The organism is Arthrobacter sp. HS15c (assembly GCF_040812005.1).
In the GTDB taxonomy this organism is placed as follows: Bacteria; Actinomycetota; Actinomycetes; order Actinomycetales; family Micrococcaceae; genus Arthrobacter.
Window position 1 is genome coordinate 37694 of sequence record NZ_JBFOHM010000013.1, and the last position, 15418, is coordinate 53111.

The window sequence follows — 15418 nt, forward strand, 5'->3', positions numbered from 1 at the left end:
CCACCACCGCAGCCGACAGCCCGCCAGGTAGCACGGTGTGCAGCCGCCCTCAGGCCGTTCAGTGCCCGCGTGCGGAGGTGGCGATGACCGTGACAGCGTGCTCCACCGCGTAGACCGGATCCCGCGAAAGTCCCTTGACCTGCGCATCAGCTTCCGCGGTGACCTGGATGGAACGGACCAGGCCCTCCGGCGTCCAGCGCCGAACGTCACGCTGGGCCTGTTCCACGAGCCAGGGCTGCATGCCCAGATCCCGGGCGATCTGCGCGGACGACCCCCGCGCGCCCGCCACTTTGGCGACAGTCCTCAGCTTGGCGGCCAGCGCGGCCACCAGTGGAACGGGGTCGGCTCCGGTGGCCAGCGCGTGGCGAAGCGCGGACAGGGCCGCCGGCCCGTTGCCCGCCATGGCGGCGTCGGCAACCTTGAAGGCTGTGGCTTCGATCCGGCCGCCATAGTAGCGGTCCACCAGCTCGGGCGTCACGGCCCCGCTTGCATCCGCGATCAGCTGGCTGCAGGCTGCCGCGAGTTCGGCCAGGCTGGCGCCCACGGCGTTGACCAGGGACTGGACGGCTTCGCCGCTTATTTTCCGGCCGGCAGCCCTGAATTCCGAGGTGACGAATGCGGTTTTATCGGCATCTTTTTTCAGCGGCTGGCAGTCCACCACGGGCCAGCCGCCCGCTTTGACGGCGTCGAGGAGCTTCTTTCCCCGGACGCCGCCGCCATGACGCAGGACCAGTACGACGTCGGGCTCGGGGCGGGCCACGTAGGAGAGCCCGTCGGCCAGGAAGGCATCGTTCATGCTCTCAACGCCCTCGACCTCGATCAGCTTGTTCTCACCGAAGAGGGACGGGCTGACGTGCAGGGTGAGTGACCCGGCTTCGTAGCTTGCCGCGTTGAGCCTTGTGACTTCGACATCGGGCGAAATTGCCCGTACCTGCGCCCTGATACGGTCCATCGCCCGGATCCCGAGATACTCCTCCGGACCGCCGATCAGGACTACGCCCGCCGGTTCCACGTCCCGCCAGGTGGCCGTGCCGGACGCCGTGGTCCTGTTTCGTGCATTCGGCGCAGCGGCCATGCTGGGTTCCTTCCGGAGGTTTTTGTGCAATATCTAAGCCTGCCACGGCGGGCCCGTGGCACCAAGCCACGTCGGGTGGGCATTCGACGGGGCCCTGACGGCCAGTCAACGTGTTCCACCTTTTCCAGGATCTTCTCGACGCGGCGGTGCAGGCCAAGGAGCATTTCCGCTGCCACGCGCGGACGAAGTGCCAGCAGCACCATGGCGAGCGTGAGCACGGACAGCGCAGCCATGGTCAACAGCCCGAAGACACCCTCGGGCCACGGCAGTGAGGCGCCGGGAAGGCCCGCCATGAACCTGGCCGTCCCGGCCACACCGCTGCAGAAAGTGCCCGAAACTGCGATCAGGGCGGTTGCAGCCCACGGCGCAGGCACCACCAGGGGAACCGCGGCCGTGCCAAGCAGCGTCACCGGCGCAACGAGTGGGGCGGCCACCACATTTGCCGCCAGCGAGTAGGTGGAGAATTGCGGCTGCAGGAGGACAATAACGGGACTGCACAGCAGCTGCGCGGACAGCGGTACGGCGAATGCCGCCGCCACCCAGCGCGGCACGACGGCTGGCGTCCTGTCCACCATTCGCTGGCCGAGCACAATAATTCCCAGGGTGGCCAGGACGGACAGCAGGAACCCGAAGCTGGTACCCAGGCCCGGGTCGAACAGTAAAAGCCCGATGACGGCGAGGCTCAGAAAACTCAGGCCCCGGCCCGTCCGTCCGCCGGCCAGTGACGCCAGGGCGATCGAACCCATCAGGGCGGCCCGCAGGACGCTGGCATCGGGGCCCACCAGGAGGACAAACAACCCCAGACCCGACAATGCCATCACTGCAGCCGGCACCCTGGGCAGGCGCAGGCTGCGGGCCAGCATCAGGAGGGCTCCAAGAACCAGGCTGCAGTTGGCCCCGCTGACGGCCGTCAGGTGGGTCATGCCAACGGCCTGCATGGCGGCAGTCAGTCCTTCATCCAGTGCGCTGGTGTCCCCGGTGACCATGCCGGGCAGGAGCCCGGCGGCGTCCGGTGCCAGGAACGACGCCGCGGAGACGTAGCGGCCGCGCAGCTGCGCCGCGCCTTCGTGCCAGCCCGGGTGGCCGCCTGGCAACAGCACCGGGGCTGTTGAGGCCGCCAGGATCCCGGCCTCCGCCTGGCCCGGATCCGCAGGCCTGAGCCTCCCCGCGCTGCGGATGCGCTGACCAGGCGCCGCGGAGCCCCAGTCGCCGCCGCCCATGACCACGATGTCGGCGCGGCCTCGGATTACCTGGCCGCGGGCTGTGACATCAAGGGCGGTGGCCGGCACGGCCCACCGCCCGGCCACCCCGCTCTGCCCTGCGGGGGATACGGCACGCGGCGCCCCGGTGACTTCCAGGATGGCAACCACCGATGTGCCGTCCCGCACCGCATCGGACAGGGGGCCATCGTGCCGCTGCGACGACGCAACAGCCGAATGCGCGGCGGTGCACACGGCCAGCAGTACGGCGATGGCGGCGGTGGTCAGGAAACTGCGGGGCACACCGATCCGCTGGGCCTTGGCGAGGAGAACCGTGGCAATCAGCAGCAGCGCACAGCACAGGCCGAGGAGGGCTGCCGGTGTCAGCCAGACCCCGGCGACGGCGGCACACCAGACCAGCGCCGCGGCAGGGGCAAGCCGTACGTCGGTGCGCCGCCGCGGCCCATCTGCCGGGAACGAAGGTTGGGGCCGCCCGCGCACCTTCTCCCTGACCACGCGGCGGACGGTTTCCCCTGCAGGTTTTGCCAGCTGTCCCCTACCAGCCCGGGCAAGGGGCTTCGTGGGCTGCGCGGAGTAGCTGGCGGGTTCGCCGGCGCCAGTGCCCGGCGCCCTGACCGCCGCCTCCACAAACCGGCTCCACCGGCTGGGGCTACCCACGAGGACCTGACCTGTCCGGGGACTTCACTCCACGCTCACCAACGGCAACAGGGTCTCGAGCATTTTTGGTCCCACTCCGTCCACGGCGTCGAGCTCCTCGACCGAGGTGAACAGCCCGTGTTCCTTCCGCCAGTCCACGATCCGCTGGGCAAGTACCGGGCCCACCTTGGGCAATGTTCCAAGTTCCTCAATACCGGCCGAGTTGAGGTTGATCTTGCCCGCGGCGGCCGGCGGTCCGGCGCCGCCTGCGCCGGCCTCACCCGCCGCGGGTTCGCCGGAGTCGGCTGGCAGGGGTTCACCTTGCCGCGGCACATAAATCTTCTGACCGTCCACAACGACGGCGGCCAGGTTGAGCCGGTCAAGGTCCGCTGCCGCGGTTCCCCCGCCGGCGGCTGCGATGGCATCGTGAACCCGGCTCCCTGGCGCAAGCTCAACGACGCCCGGCCGGGCGACAGCCCCGGCCACGTGCAGCACCGCGGGCGCTGCTCCCCCGGGTCCGGCATCCGCGCCAGGCTGTCCTGGACTCTCAGTTCCCGCGCCCGGCGGCTCCGGCCCGGATCCGCCCGGAACGGAGCTTCCTGACGGCGTGATGTCACTGAGCGGCAGCACGTCTGGCCGCCCAGTGGAAACCTGCCACCAGAAACAGGCCCCGCACACGACGGCGGCAATGCCCACGAGCACGGCCACCTTCAGTCCCAGCCGCCACCTGAGGACCGGCCCGGTCCGGACCGACCCGGTTAAGGTTCCGGGCGCGGTTTCCGCTCCGCATCCATCGACTGGATCTGGATCCTCGCCCGCGCCGCCGCCGTAAACAAAACCTTCCCCGCTTCCGGGCAGGAGCCCGCCGGAACCGGATCCGAGGGTAGCCTGCAAACGCCGGCCGGCATGGCGCGCCGCAGGGCTGGCTGCGGCCCCAGCATCCCGGCGTGACATGTCCCCCACGCTAGGGATACCAGCCTGTCCGGAAAAGTCCGGGGTGCCGCTATGTGGAAAGAGCCGGGCACCAGCCCGGCGGCCGGTCCCGGAGCGTCACCCTACCCGACGAGCTCCCTCAGGATTCCGGACCAGTGCATGCCGCTGTTCCGTGCTGCACTCGACCTGGGCGTCGTTCTTACCAGAGAATTCGAGGGTGCCGCGAGAATGCTGGTCCCGGGATCAGCCGCCGGTGCCCATCCGATCACGCGCGCAAGTCACAACGGCGGACAAATCGAGCCCGTAGGTCGGCCCTTCGCCTGAACCGTACTCCTCAAGTCGGACTGCACCGCGCTCGAAGAGCCGAAGCGCGCCAACACTGTTCCCCCGGGCAGCGTGGGTGAGCCCGACGCAGATCTGGGCGAGACCTTGCCAAAGGTCGCGTTCTTGGGCCGGCCCAGCTTTCCATCGGGCCTCAAGTACCTCATGCGCGGCGAAGGGCCGGCCTTCTTCCACCAGCCTCCGGGCCGAGACCAACGTCTCCGCCGGCGGCAGCGGCTCCTCGGAGACCGGCTCCACGCCAGCACTTCCGTACGGCAGCGGCCGTCCAAGGGCGTCACGTGGCCGGGCCTGCCGCGGGCGCCTTGAAGCATCCCGATCCCTGTCGCCGGTCATTGCACTTTCCGCTCTGAGCGTCCGTGGACCTTGCCTACCTTCATCTGCCCAATCCTACGGCTCGCCCCTTCGAACCGAGCCATGCACTTCGCTCGGTCGGCAGGATGCAGGCCCGTGCCAGGATCCCCAGCATCCCCCACACGACCGCATTCATCTCGCATCACTTGAGAGGTTCCCGTGCCGGACACCACCTGCCACATGTCGGTCTCGCTGGACGGCTTCGTCGCCGGGCCGGACCAGAGCCGAGAGGACCCACTGGGTAAGCGGGGGCTTGAGCTGCACCGCTGGCACATCGGCGACCCACGTGCCAACCATGCCGACAAGGTCGCGGAAGAGTGGCTCATGCGCCCGCGGGGCGCGTATGTGATGGGTCGGAACATGTTCGGCCCGATCCGCGGGGACTGGGATGAGGAATGGACCGGGTGGGTGGGGAGCCGAACCGCCGTACCATGCGCCGGTGTTTGTGCTGACCCATCACAGACATGACCCGATCCAGATGGACGGCGGCACAACCTTCCACTTCGTCACCGAGGGCTTCGACGCGGCCTACTCTGCAGCGTGTCTGGCCGCAGGGATGAGGGCGTGGACATCGCCGGTGGCGCCTCGACCGTCCGACAGGCACTGATCGCCGGCGTGATCGACGAGCTCACCCTCGACATCGCATCGGTCCTGCTCGGTTCGGGAGAGCGCATCTTCGCCCGCCGAGGTGCTTCACTCACCGCTGGCCACGCACATCCGCTATCGCCGCGTCAACTAACTCCGTCGGCGCTGCCGGACTCGTGCAGGCCAGGGCCCGCAAAATATGGCCCGGTGTGCTGACCACGCTCAAAGTGCGCTGGCTCCGGATGACCGCACCCTTGATGGCGACGATGGCAGGCTGTACGAGTCAGGCCGTTTCCGGGAGTGTGGCTATGTGGGTAGGCCCGGGAGTCCGGCGGCAGGTTCCGACGTTCCGCCGTCCCCTACGATCACGGCAAGGACTCCCAGCCCGGCGTGGGCGGCGAGGACTGCCGGAAGCGAACTGATCTGGGCTCGCGGGCAACCCGGGAGGGCGGCCGCCAGCCTGTCGGCAAGCGCCTCGGCTTCTGCGGGGTTCCCGAAGTGGTGGACAGCGAGGCTGACGCTGCCTGCAGGCCGGGAAGCAGCGTCCGCGGCCGCAATCTCCTCCAGCCGGGCTATTGCCCTGGCTGCCGAGCGGACCTTTTCCAGCGGAACGATCTTGCCGCCGTCGACCGCCAGGATGGGTTTGATGGCCAGCATGGTCCCGAACAGGGAGGCGGCGGCCCCGATCCTTCCGCCCCGGCGGAGCTGCTCCAGGCTGGGGACGTAGAAATACACTTTCGTGCGGCCGAGCTGCCCTTCGGCCATGGCCCGTACGCCGGCAGCGTCCGCTCCCCCTGCCGCGGCGACGACGGCGGCCTGTACGCCCATGCCCTGGGCCATTCCGACGGTGCCGGAATCGATGACCTCGACAGGGATTCCCACCCGGCCCGCCGCCAGGCGGGCCGCGTCCGCGGTGCCTGACAGTCCGCCGGAAATGTGGATGGAGACCACGGCTTCGTAGCCGCGGCGTTCCGCTGCGAGGAAGGCCTGTTCGAACTGGCCCGGTGACGGGCGGGAGGTCTTGACGGATTTGCCGCTCGCGAGTGCGAGGGCAATGGTTTCGGTGATGTCGTCTTCGCCCTCGCCGTAGATTTCCTCGCCCACCATGACGGGCATGGGAATCACGGTCAGCCGCCCGTCGCCGGCACAGGCATTGACCCAATCTGCCGGCAGGGCGGCTGCGGAGTCCGTGACCACTGCGGTCCGGACGACGTCGGCCTGGCCGGCACCGGAAATTTCCGGCCGGGGCGCGGGGCGCAGGGCCGCCAGACGGTCCCGGAGCCATAGCCAGGCGGCGGAATCACGGTCGGGCAAGTGCGCCTCCTGGAGTAATTGCCGGCCGCCGGAAGGAACCGGCGGCCGGTGCTCCGGCTAGGCCGGGACGATGTTCACCAGTTTAGGTGCACGCACGATGACGGTGCGGATGCCCCGCCCGTCGAGGGCGCGCTGGACGTTCTCCGAGGCGAGGGCCAGTGCGCGCAGTTCGTCTTCGCCTATCTCCGGGGAGACTTCGAGGCGGTCGCGGACCTTGCCCTGCACCTGGACGACGGCCGTCACGGTGTCCTGGACCAGGAGCGCTTCGTCGTAGGCCGGCCAGCCGGCGTTCGCGACGGAGGCAGGGTGGCCCAGGACATTCCACATGTCTTCGGCGGTGTACGGCGCGAACAGGCTGAGGATGACCGCGACGGCCTCCGCGGCTTCGCGCACCGCGGGGTCGGAGCCCCCTGCGCCTGCATCGATGGTTTTGCGGGTCGCGTTGACCAGCTCCATCAGCTTGGCCACCACCACGTTGAACTTGTTGCTGTCCAGCAGCGCCGCGGCGTCGGCAATCGTGCGGTGCGTGACGGAACGCAGTGCACGGTCCCCGGCCGCGGGGTCAACACCGGGCTCGCTGGTGACGTCCTGCGCCAGGCGCCAGGCCCGGGCCAGGAACTTCGCGGAGCCCGACGGCGATACGTCCGCCCAGTCGACGTCGTCCTCCGGCGGGGAGGCGAAGATCATGGTCAGGCGGACGGCGTCCACACCGTATTTGTCCAGCTGCTCGCCGAGGTCAACGCCGTTGCCCAGGGACTTGCTCATGGCCTTGCCGCCGTTGAGGACCTGGCCCTGGTTCAGGAGCGCACTGAAGGGTTCGTCGGCGTCGATCATGCCCAGGTCGTGGATGACCTTGGTGAAGAAGCGGGCGTACAGCAGGTGCAGGATGGCGTGCTCGACACCGCCCACGTACTGGCCAACGGGCATCCACTCGTTGATCTTGGCCGGGTCGAAGGGACCCTCGGTGAACTGCGGCGAGACGAACCGCAGGAAATACCAGGACGAGTCGACGAACGTGTCCATGGTGTCGGTGTCGCGTTTGGCCGGTCCATGGCAGTTGGGACATTCAACGTTGACCCAGGCTTCGGCGGCGGCCAGCGGCGACGTCCCCTTCGGGGAGAGGTCCTCGCCGCGCAGGTCGGCCGGCAGGGTGACGGGCAGCTGCTCGTCGGGCACCGGCACTTCGCCGCAGGCGGGGCAGTGGATGATCGGGATGGGCGTACCCCAGAACCGCTGGCGGCTCAGGAGCCAGTCGCGGAGGCGGAAGTTGACGAACTTCTCGCCCGTGCCCTGCTTTTCCAGGATGTCGATGGCAGCGGGGATGGCTTCGGCCTTCGGCAGGCCGTCCAGGACGCCTGAGTTGATCAGGGTGCCCTCCCCCGCCGTTGCCTTGCCGGACACCGCCGGGTCCTCCTCGCCGGTGTCCAGGACAGCGCGGACGGGCAGGTCGAAGGTTTTGGCGAAGTCGAGGTCGCGCTGGTCGTGTGCGGGGACGGCCATGATGGCGCCCGTGCCGTAGTCGGCCAGGACGTAGTCCGCGGCCCACACGGGCAGCTTCTCGCCGTTCAGCGGGTTGATGGCGTAGCGGCCGGTGAAGACGCCGGTCTTTTCGCGCTCGGTGGACTGGCGTTCGATTTCCGTGAGTGCCTTGACCTGTTCGCGGTAGGCGTCCAGGGCCTGGGCGTGCCCATCGGTGACCAGTTCGACGGCGATCGGCGCGTCGGCGGCGACGACGAAGAACGTTGCACCGTAGAGGGTGTCCGGGCGGGTTGTGAAGACAGTGACGTCCTTGGCGGGTTTGCCGCCGTCGGCCTCGATCACAAAGTTGACGTGGGCACCTTCGGACCGGCCGATCCAGTTTTTCTGCATGGCCAGGACGCGTTCGGGCCAGTGGCCGCGCAGCTCGTCCATGTCATCGAGCAGCCGGTCGGCGTATTCGGTGATCTTGAAGTACCACTGGTTCAGCGACTTCTTGGTGACGGCGGTACCGCAACGTTCGCAGGCACCGTTGACCACCTGTTCGTTGGCCAGCACCGTCTGGTCCTTGGGGCACCAGTTGACAGGGGAATCCTTGCGGTAGGCCAGGCCACGCTCGTAGAAGCGCTTGAACAGCCACTGGGTCCAGCGGTAGTACTCCGGGTCAGAGGTGTGCAGCCGGCGCGACCAGTCCGCGGAGATCGCGTACCGCTTGAACGATGCGGCCTGTGTGTCGATGTTGGCGTAGGTCCACTCACTGGGGTGGGCGTTGCGCTTGATGGCGGCGTTTTCCGCCGGCAGGCCGAAGGAGTCCCAGCCGATCGGGTGCAGGACGTCGAAGCCCTGCTGGCGCAGGTACCGCGCCACCACATCGCCCATGGCAAACGCTTCGGCGTGGCCCATGTGCAGATCGCCCGACGGGTACGGGAACATGTCCAGGACGTAGCGGCGCTCGCGGGATCCATCATCGGCGGGGGTGAAGACCTTGAGGTCTTCCCATACCTGCGGCCACCTGGCCTCCATCGCAGCGAAGCTGTAGGTGCCCTCCTCGGGGCCATCGGCTGCCACTGCTGCTGTTCCGGTCTCTGTCTCCGGCTGAACGCTCACTGCTGCCCTCTTCTGTTCTGTTACGGCATCTGTGCGGCCATAACTTCTTTGATCCCTTCTGCTGCCGGCCCGGCAAACACGCCCGGACACACAAAAGCCCCTCTCCATGGAGGGGCTGCCGCACGGCTATCCGGTTGAATCCGGATACCGGGCGGCTAGCTAAGCAGAAGGATCGCACGCATGGAACTACTTTAGCGCACCAGGGCGGGGCGCCGTGGTGCCTTCTGCCCTATCCGGCGCGGCCCCGCCTGAATAGACTGGAGCCCGCCGTGCAACAACTGACCCGGACCGGTGACTGATGGTGAATGAAGACATCCTGTTCCCCCCGCTCGGCCACCCGGCCGCGTCGGCCAGGGAAACCGCCGGCAGCAAGGCCGCCGCCCTGTCCGCCCTCAGCGCCGCCGGCTTCCGCGTTCCGGCCGGATTTGTGGTGACCGAGGCCGCGCTTGCAGCTGCAGAAGCCCGGCATTTGGATGCAGAATTCCAGGCAGCTGCGGCGGCGGCCGGGCCCGGCCCATACGCGGTGCGGTCCTCCGCGGCCGCGGAAGACCTGTCGGGCGCTTCCTTTGCAGGCATGTACGAGAGCTACCTCAACGTTGCCCCCGACGGCCTTGCCGCGGCGGTGGACCACTGCTTTGCATCCGCCGGCGCCGGCCGTGTCCGCGCCTATGAAGCGTCCATCGGGCCGGGGACGGGCGAGGGAGCCGCCATGGCAGTCCTCGTCCAGCAGATGGTGGATCCTGTCGCCGCCGGCGTCGCCTTTACCGCCAACCCGTTGACCGGGGAACGCACCGAAACCGTCATCTCAGCGGTTCAGGGCCTGGCGGAGGCTCTGGTGTCCGGCGTGGAAACGGGCGAAGAGTGGGTTGTGCGCGAGGGACGGTCCGTTCGGGTCCGCGGCGCCAGCCGGGTCCTGTCGGCGGAAAGCGCGACGGCGGTGGCCACCTGCGCCCGACAGGTCGCCGGCCATTTCGGCTGCCCGCAGGACATCGAGTGGGCACTGGACCCCACGGGCAAGGTCCAGATCCTGCAGGCCCGGCCGATGACGGCCCTTCCGGAACCCGTGCGATGGGAGCCGCCGGGCAAAGGAGCCTGGCTCAGGAACTTCCGTCTGGGCGAATGGTTGCCCGAACCGGTCACGCCCCTGTTCATGGACTGGGTGATTCCGCGGATGGACGCCGCCTACAACGAGGCTGTCTTCGCGTCTGCCGGCATTTCAGTGGAAATGGGGCACGGACAGGTCAACGGCTGGTACTACGTCTCCCCACCGAATCCCAAGGCACTGCCGCACCTGCTGTTCGGCGGCGAACCCCGGTCCGTGCCCTACTTCTTCAACTCCGTGGTGCGGCCCATGGTCGACCCCGCCGGGGCAGACAGGACGGTCCTGCGTGCCCTCGAACACGAATGGCGCACCGAATGCCTGCCCTCGTACCGGACCCTTGTGGACACGTCGTTGGACGCCGCCGGGACGGCCACGCTGCCGGAACTCATAGAGACCGTGGAACAGGTGGCGAGGAAGGCCGGCGAGTACCTCTGGTTCTTTGCGGCCACCGGCGGTGCCGCCTGGAAGATGGAGCTGGTACTGGCGCGGTTCTGGCGCCGGCACCTCGCCGTAGCGCTCGCGGGCCACGCGACACCGGGGGCACAGGAGGCCATCGGATACCAGACGCTCCTGGGCGGCCTGGCTCCCGCCCTGCCCGCCGGGGTCCCGCACGCCGTCTATAGCATCGACTGGTACCACAGGACGGCGGGCGAGCAACCCGGCGAGCCCGTACAGGCCCGGGAGGGCAACCCGCCACGCCATGCGCCGACGCCGTCGGCAGCTGAGCGGCGCCGCGCCGCTGAGGCCTCCTGCCGTGCGTTGCTGAAAGGAGGACGGCTGAAGCGGTTTGAAAGCCTCCTCGGCCTGGCACAGCACTACGCCCTGCTCCGCGAGGAGCAGGCCAAGGACTTCACCCTGGGCTGGCCCCTTTTGCGCCGGTGCGCAGCGGAAATAGGAGCCCGCCTGCACGACCAAGGCATCATCCAGGCGCCCGGGGACGTCTACTTCCTGACATTTGACGCCTTACGCCTGAACGCACCGCCGCAGCATAAAAATGTTGACCGGCGGCGTACGGAGTGGCAGCGCCAGCGGAAACTGGCAGCTCCACTCTCGCTGGGAAAGCTGCCGCCTCTGCTCGGTAACATGTTCGACAGGATCGCGAACAGCGCCCGCAGCACGGGCAACCTTCCGGCGGGCGCCCTGGTAGGGCACCCGGCCAGCCCGGGCCGGGCACAGGGCCGCGTGCGGGTGGTGGATGGTCCGGAGGAATTCTCCCGGTTCCTGCCGGGCGAGATCCTGGTGGCCAAGGCAACGGCGCCGGCATGGACCCCGTTATTTGCGGCTGCCGCGGCCGTTGTGACGGACGGCGGCAACCTGGCCGCGCATGCCTCCCTCGTGGCCCGCGAGTACGGCATTCCCGCGGTCGTAGGCACCGGCAACGCCACCCAAATCCTCCACACCGGCCAACTGGTCACAGTCGACGGCAACGCGGGAATCGTCGAACTGCAGAGTCCAGCCATGAGTCTTCCCGGGCCCCTTGTTTAATCGGGCAATCGGGTCCATTCTGATTTTCAAGTCTGTGGGGGTAACTGGCTGGTCTCAGGTCGAGGAGCCTGAAATGTATACCTGGCGTTTATGTCCACCACAACGATGTGACGGACTGAGAACACCGTCCATCATCCCTGCGAAGAACTAGCGGGGACCGACCATGTTTGGCTGGGTTACCCGGTTCAGCATGCAGTTCCGTTTCCTGGTTCTTGCCCTCGCTGCGGGGCTCATCACTTTTGGCGTCGTCAATGTTCCGCATATGGCCGTGGACACGATGCCGGAGTTCGCCCCCGCACAGGTAGAGATCCAAACGGAGGCCCTCGGGCTTTCCGCTGTTGAAGTTGAGCAGCTCATCACTGCACCGATGGAAGCAGACCTCCTTAACGGGGTGGCCTGGCTGGACGAGATCCGCTCGAAATCCGTCCCTGGGCTGTCGTCCATCGAACTGGTCTTCGAGCCTGGCACGGACCTCCTGCGCGCCCGCCAGCTGGTCGCGGAACGGATGACGCAGGCGCACGCGCTGCCTAACGTCTCATCGCCGCCGCTGATCATGCAGCCGCTGTCTTCCACCAGCCGTGTGCTCATGGTCAGGATGGACTCCAAAGAACTCTCCGGCATTGAGATGTCGGTCCTGGCCCGGTGGAAAATTAAGCCGCGGCTGATCGGTATCCCGGGCGTGGCCAATGTGTCCATCTGGGGCCAGCGCGAACAGCAGCTGCAGGTGGAGGTCACTCCGACGCAGCTGCGTGACAAGGGCATCACTCTGGAGCAGCTTGTCAAGACCACGGGCAACGCCGTCTGGGTTTCGCCGCTGAGCTTCCTCGAAGCTTCAACGCCGGGGACCGGCGGCTTCGTGGAGTCGCCGAGCCAGCGCCTGGGCATCCAGCATGTCCTTCCCATCCGCACCCCGGCCGATCTGGCCAAGGTGAGCGTGGAAGAAACGGACCCGGTGCTGCGCCTGGGCGACATCGCCCAGGTCAAGGAAGACCACCAGCCGCTGATCGGCGACGCCATTGTGGGAGCCGACGCCGGCTTGATGCTGGTGATCGAGAAGTTCCCTGGCACCAGCGCCGTGGAGGTCACCCGTAGAGTCGAGGCGGCCCTGAAGGACATGGAGCCCGGCCTCACAGGAGTCCAACTCGATACGTCCGTATTCCGGCCTGCAACCGGTGTCCAGGACTCCGTCAACAGCCTGGGACTTGCCTTGCTGGTCAGCCTGCTGATAGCAGTTGCCCTCTTCTGGCTGCTGTTCCGTTCCTGGCGGGTGGCCTTGATTGCTCTCGTGGCCATCGCCGCGACTGTCACGACGGCAGCCGTGGTGCTGATCGCGCAAAACGCCACGCTGAACATCACTGTCCTGTTGGGCGTCCTTCTGGGCATGTCCGTGATGGTGGGCGACGTCGTCGAAGACGTCCAGGCCCACCGGCGACAGATCTCGGTTCAGCCAGCGTCCGGGACGGAGGCCCAGCCCACGTCGCGGATGAGCCACATCCTGCGCGGGGTCCGCACCCCGCTGTTCCACGCTTCGCTGATCATGGTGGTTGTTCTCGTTCCGACGCTGTTCCTGACAGGGGTGGGCGGCTCATTCTTTTCGCCGGTCTTCTGGTCACTGGCGCTGACCCTGGCCGCCGCCCTGATCGTTGGGCTGTCCGTGACGCCGGTGTTGGCGCATTTCCTGCTTCCGCCGAAGACGGCAAAGAGCAAGGAACTCCCGGCCGTCGGGCGCGGGAAGGCGTCCTATGGCCGCGCCCTGGGCGAGGTCAACTCCCGGAAAACGCTGGCCCTTGTGGCTGTTGCGGTCGTGGGAATCCTTGGCATCGCTGCCGGCTCGCAACTGACCGGAAACCAACCGCTTGTGCCCACCATGCCCGACAGGACGCTGTTGGTCCAGTGGGACACCATGGCGGGTACCTCCACTGACGAAGTCCGGCGGATCGCCGCCCGGGCCTCCGATGAACTCAGGGCGCTCCCAGGCGTTTCCGGAGTCGGCGGGCATGTGGGACGCGCCATCTCCGCGGACCAGGTGGTAGGCAACAGCTCTGCAGAGCTGTGGGTGTCGATTGAACGGGATGCCAACTTCGCTGAAACGGAGCGGGCAGTACGGGATGTGGTGCAGGGGTACCCCGGCATCGCGCACAACGTGCTGAACTACTCGCAACAGACCATCGGTGACATGCGTTCCTCTCTTGAGCCCGGCTTTGCTGTGCGGGTTTACGGAACGGAAATGCCGGTGCTGCGCGAAAAGGCAGAAGAAGTCCGCAAGGCCATCCAGAAGATTGACGGTGTCAAGAACCCGATCATCGCCGCCGCAGACATGACCCCGATCGTAGAGGTCCAGGTCAATCTTGAAGCAGCCCAAAAGTTCGGCATCAAGCCCGGTGACGCCAGGCGCGCCGCGGCAACGCTCATGCAGGGCATCGTCGTCGGCAACCTCTTTGAACAGCAAAAGGTGTTCGAAGTGGTGGTTCGAGGCGCGGTTGGTGTCCGGGATGACCTGACCAGCATCCGTGAGCTACTCCTGGATGCTCCCAACGGCGGCCACGTCCAACTCGGCCAGATCGCCGAAGTACGCATGGTACCCAGTGAAGTTGTCATCCAGCATGATGACACCTCGCGGCGGATCGACGTTGTGGCCGACGTCAGCGGACGCCCGCTGGCAGACATCCAGCGGGATATCGAGGCGGCACTCCAGCAAATCCAGTTCCCGCTCGAATACCACGCCGAGGTCCCCGCGAAATACAGCCAGCTGCAGGCCGCGGACACCTTGGTTCACGGACTCGGAATCGCGGCCATCCTGACCGTGTTGCTGCTGCTCCAGACCGCCGTGCGGAGTTGGAAACTTGCTCTCGCAGTTTTCCTGACGCTTCCCGCGGCGCTGGCCGGAGCGGCGATCGCCGCGTGGATCGGGGCGGCGTCCCTGTCCTGGCTGTCATTGACTGCTTTCGCGGCCGTCCTGGCCATCGCGGCACGCAATGCGGCACTCCTGTCCGCGCGTGTAGATGAACTCTGGCAGGAGTCTCCGGAGCTGTCACGCACTGATGTGGTCATGACTGCGGCACGGGACCGGATAACACCGGTCCTGAAATCAGCCATCATAACCCTCCTCGTGCTGATACCGCCCGCCCTACTCGGCGGCACCGTGGGTGAGGCCTTGATGGTACCGCTGCTGCTCATCATTGCCAGCGGCCTCGTGACCACAACCCTTGTTGGGCTCTTTGTGCTCCCGCTCCTCACGCTCTGGTTCGGTCCCCGCACTGAACCGGAAGAGTGGTCTGAAGTCTACGAATCCGAAATACCTGTCATGCCCGTTATGCCGGAAAAGGTGGAAGTATCATGACCAGCAAAAGGCCCCTGCGGTACCGGCCAATGGCGGCCGCCGCCTGTGCAGCATTACTGTTTGCACTGCCCGCCTGCGCGCAACCCTCAGCCCTGGCCGAATCCGCCGCTGAAGCGCCGGCCAAGGTGGAAAAGAACGCCACCACGGGTATTGCCCGCATCACGCTGAGCCAGCGGGCAATTGACCGGCTGCAACTGCTCACCGACACGGCCAAACCCGATCCGGGAGGCTCAGGAGTCCTGCTCCCCTACGCTGCGCTGCTGTACGACGCCCAAGGCAAAACCTGGGTCTACATCAACCCTGAGCCGCGCGTCTACGAACGACAGTCCGTCACCGTGACCAAAGTCGAAGCCGGCGCGGTCACCGCCAGTGCCGGCCCGGCCGCGGGGACAGTATTGGTAACGGTCGGCGCGGCTGAGCTGTTCGGCGCCGAGTTCAACACGGGTAAATGA

At 67.2% G+C, this 15418-nt stretch carries 9 protein-coding genes and 1 pseudogene; 4 read left to right on the forward strand and 6 right to left on the reverse strand.

What is annotated here, in order from left to right:
- Positions 1-58: 58 nt before the first annotated feature.
- From holA to ABV518_RS20135, 4 genes are all read right to left on the reverse strand, one after another.
- A complete protein-coding gene (gene holA / locus ABV518_RS20120; RefSeq protein ID WP_367770716.1) occupies positions 59-1075 on the reverse strand; it encodes a DNA polymerase III subunit delta in 1017 nt (338 codons plus the stop codon).
- Positions 994-2952 carry a ComEC/Rec2 family competence protein gene (locus ABV518_RS20125; protein WP_367770719.1) on the reverse strand — a complete coding sequence of 653 codons (1959 nt, stop codon included), beginning with the start codon at positions 2950-2952 and terminating at the stop codon, positions 994-996. The genes holA and ABV518_RS20125 overlap by 82 nt, the downstream gene beginning before the upstream one ends.
- Before the next feature lie 24 nt (positions 2953-2976).
- Complete coding sequence (locus ABV518_RS20130) at positions 2977-3885, reverse strand: ComEA family DNA-binding protein (protein WP_367770722.1); 909 nt, start codon at positions 3883-3885, stop codon at positions 2977-2979.
- A gap of 222 nt (positions 3886-4107) precedes the next feature.
- Positions 4108-4539 (reverse strand): DUF309 domain-containing protein, encoded by a 432-nt coding sequence (locus tag ABV518_RS20135; protein ID WP_367770725.1) that lies wholly within the window; start codon positions 4537-4539, stop codon positions 4108-4110.
- 198 nt (positions 4540-4737) lie between these two features.
- Here ABV518_RS20135 and ABV518_RS20140 point away from each other — a divergent pair.
- Positions 4738-5296, forward strand: a pseudogene (locus ABV518_RS20140) (dihydrofolate reductase family protein).
- A gap of 152 nt (positions 5297-5448) precedes the next feature.
- On the opposite strand, the gene ABV518_RS20145 reads toward ABV518_RS20140, so the two are convergent.
- Both ABV518_RS20145 and leuS read right to left on the reverse strand, forming a co-directional pair.
- A complete protein-coding gene (locus ABV518_RS20145; protein ID WP_367770727.1) occupies positions 5449-6456 on the reverse strand; it encodes a DegV family protein in 1008 nt (335 codons plus the stop codon).
- Between the two features lie 57 nt (positions 6457-6513).
- On the reverse strand, positions 6514-9039 hold the full coding sequence (gene leuS / locus ABV518_RS20150; RefSeq protein WP_367770730.1) for a leucine--tRNA ligase: 2526 nt from the start codon (positions 9037-9039) through the stop codon (positions 6514-6516).
- Positions 9040-9337: 298 nt separating this feature from the next.
- Here leuS and ABV518_RS20155 point away from each other — a divergent pair, with 298 nt between their 5' ends.
- The 3 genes from ABV518_RS20155 (at position 9338) to ABV518_RS20165 (ending at position 15418) form a co-directional block, all read left to right on the forward strand.
- Positions 9338-11626 (forward strand): PEP/pyruvate-binding domain-containing protein, encoded by a 2289-nt coding sequence (locus tag ABV518_RS20155; protein WP_367770732.1) that lies wholly within the window; start codon positions 9338-9340, stop codon positions 11624-11626.
- Positions 11627-11789: 163 nt separating this feature from the next.
- Positions 11790-14966, forward strand: a complete 3177-nt coding sequence (locus ABV518_RS20160; protein ID WP_367770734.1) for an efflux RND transporter permease subunit — start codon at positions 11790-11792, stop codon at positions 14964-14966.
- Complete coding sequence (locus ABV518_RS20165; RefSeq protein WP_367770736.1) at positions 14963-15418, forward strand: hypothetical protein; 456 nt, start codon at positions 14963-14965, stop codon at positions 15416-15418. Before ABV518_RS20160 ends, ABV518_RS20165 begins: the two co-directional genes overlap by 4 nt.